Below are 15,579 nucleotides of genomic sequence, written 5' to 3'. Positions count from 1 at the left end.
CGAGCAAATAAATCTTGAGCTTGATCCTTTATTTAATTTATCATCACAGAATATTTAGCGAATAACTCACTATAGTTTTAATAATATTTAGCTCTGTACACGACAAATTTCACAGAACCCTTATCCTATCAGGATTCTGCTTTCTTAAAATTGCCAAAATTTCCTTAAACTCTTCTTTTTTCCCAAAACCAATTAAATGCTGAATCGCCATTTGAACATAGTCTAAACCATAGCGAAATAAACTCATTGAGAGTCGTCCATGCTTCTTTATTTTTATCGCTTTTTTTTGATTATGTTGCCATTCACCCGTTAAGTAACACCAACAGAAGCTTATAGCTAACACCGCAATCAATTTTTTCACTCGTCTAGGGTCTGTCAAGCGCGTATTTTCAAGATTAAACCCGCGTCCTTTGAGACAACTGAATAAGGTTTCAATTTCCCAGCGTAATGCATAATCCTGAATAGCATTGGCATTAAACTGAGGAGAAACGACGAGTAAAAGCTCTCCATTTTCTAACTGTAGTGCACTTATATATAGTTTCACCCGACCAACCAAAATCCGTCGTTTACGACATTCAATTTGACCAACTTTAAGATGGCGAAATAAATCACTAATTTTATGATTCTTTCCTAAATGATTGGTGACAATGAAGTTTTTTTAACACGAATGCAGAAGTTGATGTCTTGTTCAATTAACCATGTAAACCACTGCTCACCGATAAACTCTCTGTCTGCGAACACATTCACAATACGGTCTTTACCAAAAATGGCTATAAAGCGTTGAATCAAAGCAATACGCTCTTTCGTATCTGAATTTCCACGTTTATTAAGCAATGTCCAAAGGATAGGTATCGCTATTCCACGATAAACGATTGCGAGCATCAGGATATTAATATTTCGTTTTCCCCATTTCCAATTGGTTCTATCTAAAGTCAGTTGCACTTGGTCGAATGAAAACATATTGAAAATCAACTGAGAAATTTGACGATAATCAAAATACTGACCTGCAAAGAAGCGCTGCATACGTCGATAAAATGATTGTGGTAAGCACTTGATGGGCAAGGCTTTAGATGCAGAAGAAAGATTACATGTTTGCTTTAAAATGATCACAAGCATGATGAGCGCAAAGCACTTTAAATGTGACTTGTTCCATTTTAGAGATTTGTTTAAGATAAGATATAACTCATTGAGATGTGTCATAGTATTCGTCGTTAGAAAACAATTATTGTGACATTATTTCAATGAGTTATCTATTTTTGTCGTGTACAGAGAATATTTAGAGAAAAATTCAGATGAGTAGCCCATATTTGAGCTTAGACCGTATAGATATTCGTATTTTAGAGCTGCTGCAAGAAGATGGAAAATTGTCCAATATTAAGCTTGCAGAAATGGTGAATTTATCACCCACTGCGGCGTTGGCACGTGTGCAAAAATTATCGAAAGAAGGCTTTATTTTAGGCTATGAAGCACGTTTAAATCCGGTCTTACTCAACAATGGATTTGTGGTTTTTGTGGAGATTTTACTAGATAAAACCACGCCCAACGTATTGGAAGATTTTTCGGATGCAGTGCGTCAAATTCCAGAAATCGTAGAATGTCACATGATCAGCGGTGGTTTTGATTTTGTGGTGAAAATACGCTGCGCAAATATGGAAGAATTTAGAAAAATTTCAGGGCAGGTGCTTTGGCAATTACCTGGTATCAAGGAAACGCGTAGTTATCCTGTGATGGAAGTGATCAAAGAAAGTATGCAAATTAAGCTGAAACCTGCGGCTCGGCCGAAGTAGCTAATCATCAATAATTGAGTACTAAAAAGGGGTATTTAGCCCCTTTTTAGTGTCAAAAATTTTAGATTTCAGACATTTCTTTTTGATATTGCGCTTCGGCTTTTTCAAAGCGTTCAACCACATCCGCCTCTGGTGCTTTGCCCAATAAGCTCACGACAACGATACTGATCGCAGAGAAAATAAAGCCTGGAATGATTTCGTATAAACCAAGGTGGCCTAAGTAGTTTTTCCACACGATGACAGTCACTGCACCCACGATCATACCAATGATTGCTCCGTTAAGCGTCATACGTTTCCACAGCAATGAAAGAATAATCAGTGGGCCAAATGCAGCACCGAAACCTGCCCATGCATAAGCCACTAAGCCTAAAACTTTACTTGCAGGGTTCATTGCAAAGGTGATTGCAAATACGGCAATTGCTAAGACCATCGCACGTCCAATCCAAACCAATTCCTTTTGCGATGCATTTTTACGAATAAATCCTTTGTACAAATCTTCCGTCAAGGTTGTTGAACACACCAATAACTGACAGCTAAGTGTGCTCATCACCGCAGCTAAAATTGCGGCTAAAATAATCCCTGCAATCCACGGATTGAATAGAATTTTAGTCAATTCCATAAATACCGTTTCAGGGTTAGCATTAACGACGCTCGCTAGTTCTGGGTGGACTTGGAAGTAAGCAATACCGATATAACCCACTGCTACAGCACCGCCTAGACACAGGATCATCCATGTCATACCAATGCGTCGTGCATTCGGAATGGATTTAACAGAATCGGCTGCCATAAAGCGAACCAAAATATGCGGCTGACCAAAATAGCCTAAGCCCCATGCCATGCTGGATAAAATCGCAACCGTACTTAAACCTTCAAATAAATTAGAAGCTTGCGGACGAGCTGTTTCCAAAATAGCAGCAAGATTTTGACTGTTATCACCTAAAGCAAGGTAGGCGATGATCGGTGTGATCAGCAGTGCAAAGATCATCAGACCCGCTTGGAAAGTATCGGTCCAACTGATCGCTAAGAATCCACCAATACAGACATAGCTGATGGTTGCAATGGCACCAATCCACAGTGCTGTTGTGTAGTTCCAACCGAATAAACTTTCGAAAAGTCGTGCGCCAGCCACCATGCCAGAAGCACAGTAAATCGCAAAGAAAACTAAAATCACTACAGCTGAAATGATACGTAAAATCTTTTTACGGTCTGCAAAACGGCTTGTGAAATAATCGGGCAGGGTCAGGGCATTATTTTGATATTCGGTATGAACACGCAAGCGTCCGGCAACGATCAGCCAGTTCAACCAAGCACCGATAATTAAGCCGATTGCAATCCAAGCTTCAGAAAGACCAGATAGATAAATTGCACCAGGGAGACCCATGAGTAGCCAACCACTCATGTCGGATGCACCTGCTGAAAGTGCGGTCACAACACTTCCTAAACTTCGTCCACCTAAAATGTATTCGTCAAAGTTATGCGTAGCTCTGTAGGCATACAAACCAATGGCAAGCATTGCAAGAATATAAAAAATAAAGGTGACTAATGTCGGGTTTAAATGGCTCATAGGCGGTTCGTCCTTAATGAAAGCAAATCATCTCTGTCCTAGATGAAAATTTGTACTTCTGTCGTAAGTCGCAGATTCAAGCACGATTTAAAAATTACACTCTGTAACCTTTAAGCATATTTTATGTATATTTTGTGTAAACACTATTTTTTCTTATTACAAATCGAATTTTTTATTGTACTGCTGAAATGTTGTCCAGAAGGGAATTTAAATTTTGTTAAGTAAATCTACCTAAGACTTTTCATCACAAAAAGAGAACTAATGAAAATAGGTAAAAATTACACAATGTTACATATTGAACAAGAAATGTGCATTTGAAATATTTGGTTGCAAATGTGCATCACATCATCTGTAGTGAGATGATTTGAACAGGTCGAATATGAGGTATGCACAGTCTTGGTGCGTAATTAGAGGGAATGCGCAGTGACAACGGTTCAAATGGAAAAAACGAGAATAGAGCATGATTTACTGGGGGATAAGGCAGTCCCGCAGTCATGTTATTACGGCATACACACATTGCGTGCCATCGAAAACTTTCAAATATCAAAGCAGCATGTCGGACAAAATTTAAACTTTGTACGCGCTATTGCTCAGGTAAAAAAAGCGTCAGCAGAAACCAATTATCAATTTAACTTAATACAAGATGATATTCGCCAAGCGATTCAGCAGGCATGTGATGCATTGATTGATCATCCAGAACAATGGGCAGATTCATTTCCAATTGATATTTATCAAGGTGGAGCAGGCACTTCTATTAACATGAATGCCAATGAAGTCATTGCCAATATTGCCCTTGAGTCGCTCGGAGATGCGAAAGGCAGTTATCAACGGATTCATCCCAACGACCTTGTTAATAAGTCACAATCCACCAATGATGTCTATCCAACAGCGCTGCGTCTAGCAACATTTAGCGCTTTTGATGCTTTATTTGTGGTTTTAAATCAGCTAATTGGAAGCTTACATATTAAAGCCGATGAGTTTAAACATGTCATCAAAATGGGGCGTACACAGTTACAAGATGCTGTTCCGATGACTTTGGGGCAAGAGTTCCGAGCATTTGCAACATTATTAAAAGAAGATTTGAAGTTGATTGAGCAAAATCGACAGCTTCTATTGGAAATTAATTTAGGTGCGACGGCAATTGGCACTGGCGTGAATTCTCCTGCGGGTTATGCAGCGAAGGCCGTTGAAAATCTAGCTCATTTGACCGGTCTAAAATTGCAAGGTGCAGAAGACTATGTCGAAGCAACCAGCGATTGTGGCGTATATATTTTATTATCAAGTTGCTTAAAACGTTTAGCTGTCAAACTTTCTAAAATCTGTAATGACTTACGTCTTTTAAGTTCGGGGCCACGAACAGGTTTAGCGGAAATTCGTTTACCTGAGTTACAAGCAGGTTCGTCGATCATGCCTGCAAAGGTCAATCCTGTGATCCCTGAAGTGGTCAACCAAATTGCATTTCGAGTAATGGGGAATGATTTAACCATTACTTTGGCCGCAGAAGCGGGGCAATTACAATTAAATGTCATGGAGCCGGTGATTGCATTGTCCATGAATGAATCAATTGAGCTTTTGGTGAATGCGGTGAAAACTTTAGACAGCAAATGTATTCAAGGGATTCAGGCAAATGAGCAAGCATGTTTTGATGCTGTGATGCGTAGTGTAGGAATCGTGACCTTACTCGATCCATATTTAGGTCATGCAAAATGTGATGAAATCGGCAAGCAATGTATTGCCGAAAATAAAACCATTCGCCAAGTGGTTTTAGAGCAAGAGCTGTTAACTGTAAGTCAATTGGATGAAATTTTCTCGATTGAAAATTTAGTTTCTGAAGTGACACCATTTAGTATGCCACTCGCTCAAGTGAGTTAAATGCTTATTTAAGACTTTTAAATAGCCCCATGATGAGTAAATGACGAAGGTTAATCCTTCGTTTTTTATTTGAAGAAATTAGTGGTAAATCTAGAAAACTAATCTGATGGCAGTGATGTTTTAGATTTCTGAAAGTAACTTAATTTCTAAAAGAAAGTATTGGGTTGAAAATAAAACGCTATATTTGCTTAAGATCGTAATTATAGTTCTATATATAGTCATGACGGTTTGGATGAAAAATTTAGCGCATAGATAAAGTCAGAAATACTTTAACTTGCCCAAAAAAGGATGTAATCGAAGTACAATAGGTTTTTTATCATGTTGTAGATAGTCAGATGTTTAATAAGTTAGTCGATTTATTCAAAGGCGCTAAAGAGTCGCCTGAGCAACTTTACTTAGAACAACACCACATTCAATATGATGAAACTCAGGGCTATATCATTGAAGGCGTAGTTTTAAATACATTGTCTGAACGTATGGAATATCTGTCAAATAGAAAAATGACAAATTTCGATGATTTAAAACAGCTCTATGCCACTGCAATGATTATCAATGAAAAAATAGACCTGGAAATTGCAAGTCAACGCTTTGTTGCACGATTAGGCAATACTGAAGAAAATCTGTTGCAGTTTAAACTCTATGTCAAACTATTGAATGATTATTATCGTCAATTCATCCGTGATCGTAAGTAAGTGAATGGACTGCAGTGTTTGAGTTTGATGTGTACGTTAAGGATACTCATCAATAGAAAATACAATCGCAAATCCATATTGGTTAAAACACTGTATATAGTTGCTTAAATCTCGGAATGTAAAAAGCATCGTGTTAATATGATCACTAAGTGATTAAAACATTAAAAGCTATTTACATCATGTTCCAGCAAGAAATTTCACAACTCAATCTTAAACAGCTTAAAGCTGGCGAAAAGCGGTGGGTCGGAAACTTACAAGGCTCATCTGCTGCATTATTATTTAAAGAAATTAGCAAACAATCGAAACAGTTGTTTGTGATTGTTGCACGTAATAATCAGCATCTCGGGCAGTTAGAAAGTGAGCTGGAATTTTACGGAATTAAGTCGACTATTTTCCCAGATTGGGAAATTTTACCTTATGACCGGCTGTCGCCACATCAAGACATTGTTTCTGAACGCTTGGCGATTTTGTCTAATATGCCACAGCAAGGCGTGTTGTTGGTTTCAGCAACAACTTTAGCGCAGCGAGTTGCGCCTGCATCTTGGGTATTAGGTGAACACTTTGATATTAAAGTGGGTCAAAAATTTGATATCGAACAACAAAAATTAAGATTAGTACAAGCGGGCTATCACTTGGTGGATACCGTTTATGATCATGGTGAATTTGCAGTACGCGGCAGCATCATGGATATTTACGCTTCGGGGCAAAGTTCACCGATTCGTATTGACTTATTTGATGATGAAATCGATACCCTCAAATTCTTTGATCCTGAAACTCAGCGAACCACCCAAAACTTAGATCATTTTACGGTTTTACCTGCAAAAGAATTTCCATTAAAAGAAGCACGTTCACTGTTTCGTGATCGATATGCGGAAAATTTTCCGACAGTAAATCCAAAGAAAAACCCAATTTATCAAGATGTACAAGATGGTATAGCTTCACCGGGTATTGAGTTTTATTTTCCGTTGTTCTTCTCTGAACAAGCCATGCGAGAGCAAAGTACCCTGTTTTCGTACTTACCTGAGAATGGCATTGTCATTACAGACAGAGCCATAGATGATACATTGATTCAGTTTTGGTCGGATATTGTGCGTCGCTATGAAGACCGCCGTCATAATGTCGACCAACCGATTTTGCCGCCAGAGCAGATTTTCCTACAACCAAATCAAGTGTTAGAACAATTAAATCTCTGCCGTCGTATCGTGGCTTCGCCTGAGGCTTTTGATGAACGCAATGGCATGATCAATCTTGCAGCTGAGATTCCACCCCGTTTACCTGTCGATCCAAAACGTGAAAAGCCATTTTCTGCTGTTAAGCAATATATCGATGCGGCAAATTATCCAGTGCTTTTAGTGGCTGAAAGCGCTGGTCGACGTGAAACTTTAAAAGATGCATTGCGTCCAAGTTTGGGTGATATCCCAACGGTCGAAAGTTTTGATGATTTTATGCATTCTATGCATGCGATTGCGATCACCAATGCGCCCTTAGATCGTGGTTTATTGCTAACTGACAAACTCAGTGTAATTTCTGAAAATCAGCTTTATGAACACCGTGTGGTTCAACGTCGTCGTAAACGCCAACAGGAAGTATCAGAAGAGTTCCTTGTTCGCAGTTTAACCGAGCTAAGTATTGGCGCACCTGTGGTTCATATTGATTATGGTGTAGGGCGATATGCCGGTTTAATTACCTTGAGTATCGATGACCAAGACCATGAGTTTTTGCAGTTAGACTATGCCGATGCAGCTAAGGTGTATGTCCCTGTAACAAACCTGCATTTAATTAGCCGATACAGTGGTGGTGACCCAGATCTAGCACCATTACATAAATTGGGCACAGATGCATGGTCTAAAGCCAAACGCAAGGCTTTAGAGCAGATCCATGATGTGGCGGCAGAACTTTTACATATTCAAGCACGTCGTCACTCGAAGCCGGGTTATGGATTTGAACTGGATCAGAGCCTCTATATGCAGTTTGCAAGTGGCTTCGCCTATGAAGAAACTTTAGACCAAGCCAATGCTATTGAAGCGACACTGTATGACATGCAACAAGCGAAGCCGATGGATCGCTTGGTTTGTGGTGATGTCGGTTTTGGTAAAACAGAAGTGGCCATGCGTGCTGCATTTGTGGCAGTACAAAATAACAAACAAGTGGCTGTACTTGTTCCAACGACGCTGTTGGCACAGCAGCACTACGAGTCTTTCAAAGACCGTTTTGCGGACTGGCCTGTACGTATTGAAGTCCTATCACGCTTTGGTTCATCAAAATCACATACCAAAACCATTGAAGACCTCGCAGAAGGCAAAGTGGATATTGTGATTGGCACACATAAAATCTTGCAGGAAAGTGTGCAATTTAAAAATCTCGGCCTCATGATCGTGGATGAAGAGCACCGTTTTGGTGTACGTGATAAAGAGCGAATTAAAGCCTTACGTGCCGATGTTGATATGCTAACGCTAACTGCAACGCCTATTCCACGTACGCTGAATATGGCTTTTAGTGGCATGCGTGATCTATCTATTATTGCAACGCCGCCTGCACGTCGACTTGCTGTGAAAACCTTTGTACAAGAGCATACTGGAGATTCGATCAAAGAAGCCATCTTGCGTGAATTGCTACGTGGTGGACAAGTGTATTTCTTACACAACGAAGTCGAGACCATTGAACGTACGGCAGAAACCTTACGGGAATTGGTCCCTGAAGCACGTGTTGCGGTTGCTCATGGTCAAATGCGTGAGCGTGAACTAGAGCAAATCATGCAACAGTTCTATCATAAAGAATATAACGTGCTGGTGTGTTCAACCATTATTGAAACTGGGATTGATGTGCCAAACGCCAATACCATTTTGATTGAACGTGCAGATAAACTGGGGCTGGCGCAGTTGCACCAATTACGTGGTCGTGTCGGCCGATCGCACCATCAAGCATACGCCTATTTACTTGTACCTTCGCTCAAAGGCTTAAAGGGTGATGCTGAAAAACGCCTAGATGCCATTTCGCGTGCATCAACTTTGGGCGCGGGTTTCATGTTGGCTACAGAAGACTTAGAAATTCGTGGTGCAGGTGAGTTGCTGGGTGAACAGCAAAGTGGCTCAATGCAAACCATCGGTTATAGTTTATATATGGAAATGCTTGAAAAAGCCACCAAAGCCATTCAAAAAGGCAAAACACCTAATTTTGACTCACCATTATCATTAACGGCTGAAATTAGCATGCATATGCCAGCCTTAATTCCAGATGATTATTTGGGCGATGTACATCAACGGTTATTGTTCTACAAACGCATTAGTAATACGGATACTCAAGAGAAACTCGATAACATTCGTATGGAGTTGATCGATCGTTTTGGCTTACCACCACAAGCAGTTAAGCAGTTATTCTCTGTCCATCAGTTGCGTTTAAAAGCGGAACAATTGGGTATTACAAAAATTGATATCAGCTCACATGGCGGCAGTATTGAGTTCTCGCCAGATACACCAGTTCAAGCCATATCCATCATTCAAATGATGCAAAAGCATCCGACTTTCTTCCGAATGGAAGGTGGACAGCGTCTAAAAGTGATGGTCATGCTCGAAGAATATGACAAACGAATTCAATTTATAAATGACTTATTAGACAGTTTGCTGAAGGAATTGGCGCCAAATCACTAGATTTGGCGTATAAATTGCTTGTTTAGAATGAGTAGATTTTATGCGTGTTTTTTATATAGAAGAAACGCTTGATTTTTTTGAAAAATTTATTAGAGTCATAAGCAAGCAACGTTTTATTCAAATGCGGTTTATTTGTAATGAAACGTTCTGTACTGAATATTCACACCCATAAGGATGTGATAGTATTAGCCATCATTCTAATTTTGCATCATTTATAAAGATATGTTTAGTTTACATCCACAACTTGCTCAAGATACGTTTTATGTAGGCGACTTTCCTCTGTCAACATGTCGTTTGATGAATGATATGCAATTCCCGTGGCTTATTTTGATTCCACGTGTTCCGGGAATTACAGAGCTTTATGAATTAAGTCAGGCAGACCAAGAGCAGTTTTTACGTGAATCAAGCTGGTTATCAAGCCAATTGTCACGTGTATTCCGTGCAGACAAAATGAATGTAGCTGCATTGGGTAATATGGTTCCACAATTACATTTTCATCATGTTGTTCGTTATCAAAATGATGTGGCTTGGCCGAAACCAGTTTGGGGTACGCCAGCAGTTCCTTATAACAATGATGTCTTGGCACACATGCGCCAAACACTGATGCTTGCACTACGTGGTCAAGGTGATATGCCTTTTGATTGGCGTATGGACTAATCCCGATTTACGGACAATATCAGGATAGTAGAAGAATGAGTGTCCGTATGGGGGCGATCGAGTGCCGTTAGACAATTTAATCAGCAAAGAGCCTAAACAGTTTGAATATTTTCATCGTTTGATGGGATATATCATGCTGTCTTTGGTGATTGTTGTCTATCATTACACTCAGCCAGATACGCAATATCAAATCTATATTCCTGCATTTTTATTTTTTCTGATTTTAGTCGTTCCTAAGTTTTCTCATTGGTTAATTTATCGATATAGCAATCAAGTTAAGCGTAATGTGCTTTTTCTGATCGATATCATAGTAATTGCTGTACTGATGTCTGCAGTACATTTAAGCCTTGTTTTAACTTTTCTTGCGGTCTTTGCGCTGCTATATACAACCATTTATAACAAAATTAATTTCTTAATGATGTCCTTGGCAGGAATTGTAGGCGTCACTGTATTTTATTTGTGTAATATTTATGTCTTTGGTTTTCAAGAATATTTTGAGTCAACCAGCAGTGAGTTAACCGTTCTAGGTTTTTTGTGCCTTATTACATATTTCAGTGTGGGGACGTTTTATCAACACACCCAAGTTCAGTCTTTGAGCAATAAAAAGAACCATTATTATGATCAGATGAATCGTTATATGGAATTCGCAAATCAATTGAGTCGTTATGCGCCAATGCAGCTTTGGCAATCGATTATGAAAGGTGAATCTGAAGCTAAAATCGAATATAAACGTAAAAAACTCACGATTTTCTTTTCAGATATCCAAGGGTTCACAGAACTTTCTGAAACATTAATCCCAGACGATTTAGCATTTCTACTCAATGACTATTTGAGTCATATGACTGAGATTGCCAAACAGTATGAAGCGACTGTCGATAAATTTATGGGTGATGCAATTCTAATCTTTTTTGGTGATCCACATAGCCAAGGTGTAGAGCAAGATGCAAAAACCTGTTTAGAGATGGCAATGGTCATGCGTCAGCAAATGAAGTTGCTGCGTGAACGCTGGATTAAAATGGGTTATCCGCCGCTACACATTCGTATGGGTATTTCTACAGGGTATTGTCACGTTGGGAACTATGGTGCGGCTCACCGTATGGCTTATACCATCGTTGGACGTGATGCAAACTTGGCTGCAAGATTACAAAGTGCGGCCGAAGTCGATGAAATTTTGATTTCAGACGATACGCATCATTTAGTGAAAAATGACTATTTATGTGCACCTAAAGCACCGATCTTCTTAAAAGGCATCAAAGGCCCAGTACGTACTTGGCAAGTGATGGAAAAATACACCTCACAGAAAACAGATTATCAACGTTGGTTCGATTACGAATATAAAGGCTTTAATCTATTATTGAACTTAGATGAAGTGCAAAACTTTGAATATCCTGAACTAATACATGTTTTAGAACGTATGATTCAACGCTTACAAACTCAGCAAAAAATGACCAACTCTGCTGGTATTGTTAAACTGAATTTAGAAGACGAAGTGATCGAAGAAGTCAAAAAAACTGAATCTCACTCTTAATTTCACATATACATTATAAAAATTAGATCTAATCGTATTGCCTTAAATTGTAAAAATAACTCAATTCATTCTTTTATCAAAACGTCTTCTTTTTTTTAAATTGTTGAATAGTTTTATGCATAAAAAAGCCAGTTACGATGAACTGGCTTTTTGATTATAGAAAATTATCTATAAATTAATGATTTTCTGAAGCATGGTTGATGGTGTATTTAGGAATTTCAATTTCCAAATCTTCATCTTCAATTTTTACTTGGCATGACAGGCGAGAGTCTGGTTCTAATCCCCAAGCACGATCGAGAAGATCTGCTTCGACATCATCCATTTCATCTAGACCATCAAAACCTTTACGTACAACCACATGGCAAGTGGTGCACGCTTTAGACATATCACATGCATGCTCAATTTTGATGCCGTTTTTTAACATGCTTTCGCAAAGGTTAGCATTTGATTCGACTTCAAACTCAGCGCCGTTTGGGCAGATTGTTGCGTGAGGCAGTACTTTAATACGTGGCATAATCTTGACCTATAAATTAATTTGAGTTTGACCAGTCATCGAGTTTTGTGCCTTTCAGTGCGGCATCAATGTGCTGATTCATACGAGCTGCAGCAAATGCATCGCTATGTATTTTAAGCTGTTCTACAGCATGTTCAATAGCTTTGATATCTGTCGTTTCCAGTGCAGCATCTAAAACAGTGCGTGCAGCAGTGAGGGAACTATGTTGCTCTTGGCTGAGGAGTTGAGCATCTACTTTAAGTGCTTGATCAAGTGCTTCAAGTTCACGTTTTGCTTCAACTTTGGTTTCTTGAAGATGACGTAAGTTTTTGTCTTCTTCAGCAAACTTATAACCATCAATTAGTAAGCGTTCGGTGTCGGCATCAGATAAACCATAAGATGGTTTGATGTCAATTTGAGCATGTACTCCAGAAGTGGTTTCTTTGGCTGACACCGTGAGTAAACCATCAGCATCGACCTGAAAAGTCACTTCAATGCGTGCTTGACCCGCAGTCATCGGTGGAATTCCACGAAGAACGAAACGACCTAGACTACGGCAATGTTCAACCAGATCACGTTCACCTTGTACAACATGAATCAACATCGCTGTTTGACCATCTTGATAGGTTGTGAATTCTTGGCGACGCGCCACTGGAATGGCTGTATTACGCGAAATAAGGCGCTCAACCAAACCGCCCATGGTTTCTAAACCTAAAGAAAGCGGCGTGACGTCTAAAAGCAATGAACCATCTTTAGAGTTACCAATAAGCTGGTTCGCTGTAATCGACGCGCCAATGGCCACAACTTCATCAGGGTTAATAGTGCAGAGCGGTTCTTGATTGAAGACATCTTGAACAGCTTTTTGTACAGCATACGAGCGGGTAGAACCACCGACCAATACCACATTTTGAATATCGCTGAGTTCAAGCTTGGCATCACGCATGACACGTTTACAAACGCTGATAGTTTTATCCAAAGCAACCTTGATGATGGATTCAAAAGTAGGGCGGTCTAAAGTCAATGATTGATCAAGAACTTTAAGCTCTACAGATTCAGCCTCGGTTAGAGCTTCTTTTGCTTTACGAGCAGAAACGATGAAATGGGCATATTCAGCATCATCTAAAGTTTCAATATTCAGTTGTTTTTTTGCCCATTTTACAATCAGACGGTCTAAGTCATCACCACCAAGCGCCGTATGGCCACCCGTTGCTAGAACTTCAAAAACACCTTGAGAGAAACGTAAAATTGAAACGTCAAAAGTACCGCCACCTAAATCATAGATCACATAGTTCTGATCGTGTGCCAGATTCGTGTCTTGGTCTAAGCCATAAGCCACTGCAGCAGCAGTCGGTTCATTTAAAAGACGCAGTACATTTAAGCCTGCAAGCTGAGCTGCATCACGCGTTGCTTGACGCTGTGCTTCATCAAAATAGGCAGGCACAGTAATGACAGCACCATTTACTGGATTATTTAAGCTGCTTTCTGCACGGTCTTTGAGTTGTTTTAAAATTTCAGCAGAAATTTCAACGGGTGTTTTACGACCTTGTGCAGTTTCAAAAGCAGGCATTTCATTCCCTTCACCGACTAAGTTGTACGGGTGTTGGAATTTAATATCTGCTTTAGAGCGCCCCATAAAACGTTTTACAGAAACGATGGTGTTTTTAGGATCAGTCGTTAAGAATGCCTTTGCGTCGTCACCATATTGCGTAGTGGATTCGCCGTAGTGTGCAATAGAAGGGAGTAACACACGACCATGTTCATCGTTAAGCACTTTCGCTTTACCAGAAAGTACCGTGGCTACTAAAGAGTGTGTAGTCCCAAGATCGATACCAATTGCGATGCGGTGTTCATGCGGCGCACTTGATTGACCAGGTTCTGCAATTTGCAAGAGAGCCATGTGTGTTACATCCTTTGAACGTCAAATATAAAAAATAAATTAAAAATCATCGTCTAAATCAAAGCTATCGTCGTCTAAGAAACGATCTTCAGCTTTATCGATGTCAGCCATTACTTTTTGGAAGAAGCGTAATTTACGTACGGTATCACGTGCTTCAGCCCAGTCTTCGTCGTCATAATCAATTTTAAATTCACGAACCAAACCGTCAATCCATTGCTGAACTTCAGTTTTAAGTGAAGTGAGGTCATCAGCAGAGCATGCCTCATCTAACTGTTCACGAATTTCTAAGGCATCTTGTAGGAACTCAAAATCACTAATCGATTGATCAAGGTGATAATCTTGTTTTTTGAGACTTAAAAGATATGCAGCGCGGCTATCAACATTGGATAAAGCTTTAAATGCTTGATTAATCTCACTAGATTTTATTAGGGCTAGATCTTTGTCTTCGGCTTTATCTGGATGATATTGTTGCTGCAACTTTAAAAATTCAGCTTTTAAAACTGCTAAATCAATATCGAGTGCTACAGGTAAGTTAAACAACTCAAAATGATTCATGGGAGATGGTGTCCGCAATAGAGGTGCAAAAAGTGTTGCTTTAAATGCAATTAAAACAGTGAATTTTACACTGTTTTAATGCGAAAAGGAGCGTGGAAATGGCTTAAACCGTAAACGATTCGCCGCAGCCACATTCGCCTTTTTTATTTGGGTTATTAAATTCAAAACCTTCGTTTAAACCATTTTTCACATAGTCCATCTCCATACCTTCAAGATAAACTAAGCTTTTTGGATCAACGAATACTTTTACGCCAAACTGATCGAATACTTGGTCATGCGTGTCAATATCATCGACAAACTCAAGTACATAAGCTAAACCAGAACAGCCAGAAGTTTTCACGCCAACGCGAATACCTTCACCCTTACCGCGATTCTTGATGTAATTGCTGATATGAGTTGCAGCATTTTCAGTTAAATGAATCATGAAAACTCCGTTAATCTTTTTTAAAACACGTAAACAATTAAGCTTTTACTTTCTTGCTACGGTAGTCTTCTACAGCAGCTTTGATTGCATCTTCAGCAAGTACAGAGCAGTGTACTTTTACTGGTGGAAGTGCAAGTTCAGTTGCAATATCAATGTTCTTAATTGCTTGAGCTTCATCAAGAGTTTTGCCTTTTAGCCACTCTGTTACTAATGAGCTAGATGCAATTGCTGAACCACAACCGTAAGTTTTGAAGCGAGCTTCTTCAATTACGCCGTTGTCATCAACTTGGATCTGTAGACGCATAACATCGCCACAAGCTGGTGCACCGACCATACCTGTACCAACGTTTTCTGCATTTTTGTCCAAAACACCAACATTACGAGGGTTTTCGTAATGATCAATTACTTTTTCGCTATAAGCCATGATGCTTCTCCAAACCTCGGGGTCAGCCTTAAGATTAAT

General features: G+C 39.5%; 13 protein-coding genes. 6 read left to right on the top strand and 7 right to left on the bottom strand.

Features of this window, described 5'->3' with window-relative positions; translation table 11 throughout:
• Positions 1 to 109 precede the first annotated feature (109 nt).
• Positions 110 to 1,200, bottom strand: a protein-coding gene (locus tag LXF01_RS09445) for an IS4-like element ISAba1 family transposase (protein ID WP_151725855.1) whose coding sequence is annotated in 2 segments (ribosomal slippage) — positions 110 to 660 and positions 660 to 1,200 — 1,092 coding nt in all. Because the reading frame shifts where the segments join, the coding sequence is not laid out codon by codon here.
• 92 nt (positions 1,201 to 1,292) lie between these two features.
• Between LXF01_RS09445 and LXF01_RS09440 the strand changes: the two genes are divergently transcribed.
• The gene (locus LXF01_RS09440) at positions 1,293 to 1,787 is read left to right on the top strand and encodes an Lrp/AsnC ligand binding domain-containing protein (protein WP_180007830.1); all 495 of its coding nucleotides are present in this window, start codon (positions 1,293 to 1,295) and stop codon (positions 1,785 to 1,787) included.
• A gap of 61 nt (positions 1,788 to 1,848) precedes the next feature.
• On the opposite strand, the gene putP is transcribed toward LXF01_RS09440, so the two are convergent.
• Positions 1,849 to 3,351: a sodium/proline symporter PutP gene (putP, locus tag LXF01_RS09435; RefSeq protein ID WP_078193488.1), complete on the bottom strand. Its 1,503-nt coding sequence runs from the start codon at positions 3,349 to 3,351 to the stop codon at positions 1,849 to 1,851.
• Between the two features lie 423 nt (positions 3,352 to 3,774).
• Here putP and LXF01_RS09430 point away from each other — a divergent pair, with 423 nt between their 5' ends.
• From LXF01_RS09430 to LXF01_RS09410, 5 genes are all read left to right on the top strand, one after another.
• Entirely contained in the window at positions 3,775 to 5,223 is a 1,449-nt protein-coding gene (locus LXF01_RS09430) for an aspartate ammonia-lyase (protein WP_233944207.1), read from the top strand.
• A 335-nt stretch (positions 5,224 to 5,558) separates the two neighbouring features.
• Positions 5,559 to 5,915, top strand: a complete 357-nt coding sequence (locus tag LXF01_RS09425; RefSeq protein ID WP_078193486.1) for a hypothetical protein — start codon at positions 5,559 to 5,561, stop codon at positions 5,913 to 5,915.
• Positions 5,916 to 6,094: 179 nt separating this feature from the next.
• The gene (gene mfd / locus LXF01_RS09420; protein WP_233945454.1) at positions 6,095 to 9,562 is read left to right on the top strand and encodes a transcription-repair coupling factor; all 3,468 of its coding nucleotides are present in this window, start codon (positions 6,095 to 6,097) and stop codon (positions 9,560 to 9,562) included.
• Positions 9,563 to 9,784: 222 nt separating this feature from the next.
• Positions 9,785 to 10,219, top strand: a complete 435-nt coding sequence (locus tag LXF01_RS09415; protein ID WP_067762788.1) for an HIT domain-containing protein — start codon at positions 9,785 to 9,787, stop codon at positions 10,217 to 10,219.
• Between the two features lie 61 nt (positions 10,220 to 10,280).
• Positions 10,281 to 11,747, top strand: coding sequence for an adenylate/guanylate cyclase domain-containing protein (locus tag LXF01_RS09410; RefSeq protein WP_078193484.1), 1,467 nt, complete (start codon positions 10,281 to 10,283; stop codon positions 11,745 to 11,747).
• A gap of 175 nt (positions 11,748 to 11,922) precedes the next feature.
• On the opposite strand, the gene fdx is transcribed toward LXF01_RS09410, so the two are convergent.
• The 5 genes from fdx to iscU form a co-directional block, all read right to left on the bottom strand.
• A complete protein-coding gene (gene fdx / locus LXF01_RS09405) occupies positions 11,923 to 12,261 on the bottom strand; it encodes an ISC system 2Fe-2S type ferredoxin (RefSeq protein WP_078193483.1) in 339 nt (112 codons plus the stop codon).
• Between the two features lie 16 nt (positions 12,262 to 12,277).
• Positions 12,278 to 14,137 carry a Fe-S protein assembly chaperone HscA gene (gene hscA, locus LXF01_RS09400; protein ID WP_111883719.1) on the bottom strand — a complete coding sequence of 620 codons (1,860 nt, stop codon included), beginning with the start codon at positions 14,135 to 14,137 and terminating at the stop codon, positions 12,278 to 12,280.
• 39 nt (positions 14,138 to 14,176) lie between these two features.
• The gene (gene hscB, locus LXF01_RS09395) at positions 14,177 to 14,692 is read right to left on the bottom strand and encodes a Fe-S protein assembly co-chaperone HscB (protein ID WP_180007824.1); all 516 of its coding nucleotides are present in this window, start codon (positions 14,690 to 14,692) and stop codon (positions 14,177 to 14,179) included.
• Positions 14,693 to 14,795: 103 nt separating this feature from the next.
• Positions 14,796 to 15,116, bottom strand: coding sequence for an iron-sulfur cluster assembly protein IscA (iscA, locus tag LXF01_RS09390; protein ID WP_078188668.1), 321 nt, complete (start codon positions 15,114 to 15,116; stop codon positions 14,796 to 14,798).
• 37 nt (positions 15,117 to 15,153) lie between these two features.
• On the bottom strand, positions 15,154 to 15,540 hold the full coding sequence (gene iscU, locus LXF01_RS09385; RefSeq protein WP_078188667.1) for a Fe-S cluster assembly scaffold IscU: 387 nt from the start codon (positions 15,538 to 15,540) through the stop codon (positions 15,154 to 15,156).
• Positions 15,541 to 15,579 lie beyond the last annotated feature (39 nt).

This window comes from Acinetobacter sp. SH20PTE14, assembly GCF_021391555.1.
GTDB classification, from domain to species: Bacteria; Pseudomonadota; Gammaproteobacteria; order Pseudomonadales; family Moraxellaceae; genus Acinetobacter; species Acinetobacter amyesii.
This window is presented reverse-complemented; position numbering and strand designations above follow the sequence as displayed.

Bases quoted from the DNA above. Each gene is read 5' to 3' on its own strand.
- LXF01_RS09440 (WP_180007830.1), top strand. From the start codon at position 1,293: ATGAGTAGCCCATATTTGAGCTTAGACCGTATAGATATTCGTATTTTA.
- LXF01_RS09425 (WP_078193486.1), top strand. From the start codon at position 5,559: ATGTTTAATAAGTTAGTCGATTTATTCAAAGGCGCTAAAGAGTCGCCT.
- LXF01_RS09415 (WP_067762788.1), top strand. From the start codon at position 9,785: ATGTTTAGTTTACATCCACAACTTGCTCAAGATACGTTTTATGTAGGC.
- hscA (WP_111883719.1), bottom strand. From the start codon at position 14,137: ATGGCTCTCTTGCAAATTGCAGAACCTGGTCAATCAAGTGCGCCGCAT.
- fdx (WP_078193483.1), bottom strand. From the start codon at position 12,261: ATGCCACGTATTAAAGTACTGCCTCACGCAACAATCTGCCCAAACGGC.
- putP (WP_078193488.1), bottom strand. From the start codon at position 3,351: ATGAGCCATTTAAACCCGACATTAGTCACCTTTATTTTTTATATTCTT.
- iscU (WP_078188667.1), bottom strand. From the start codon at position 15,540: ATGGCTTATAGCGAAAAAGTAATTGATCATTACGAAAACCCTCGTAAT.
- iscA (WP_078188668.1), bottom strand. From the start codon at position 15,116: ATGATTCATTTAACTGAAAATGCTGCAACTCATATCAGCAATTACATC.
- hscB (WP_180007824.1), bottom strand. From the start codon at position 14,692: ATGAATCATTTTGAGTTGTTTAACTTACCTGTAGCACTCGATATTGAT.
- mfd (WP_233945454.1), top strand. From the start codon at position 6,095: ATGTTCCAGCAAGAAATTTCACAACTCAATCTTAAACAGCTTAAAGCT.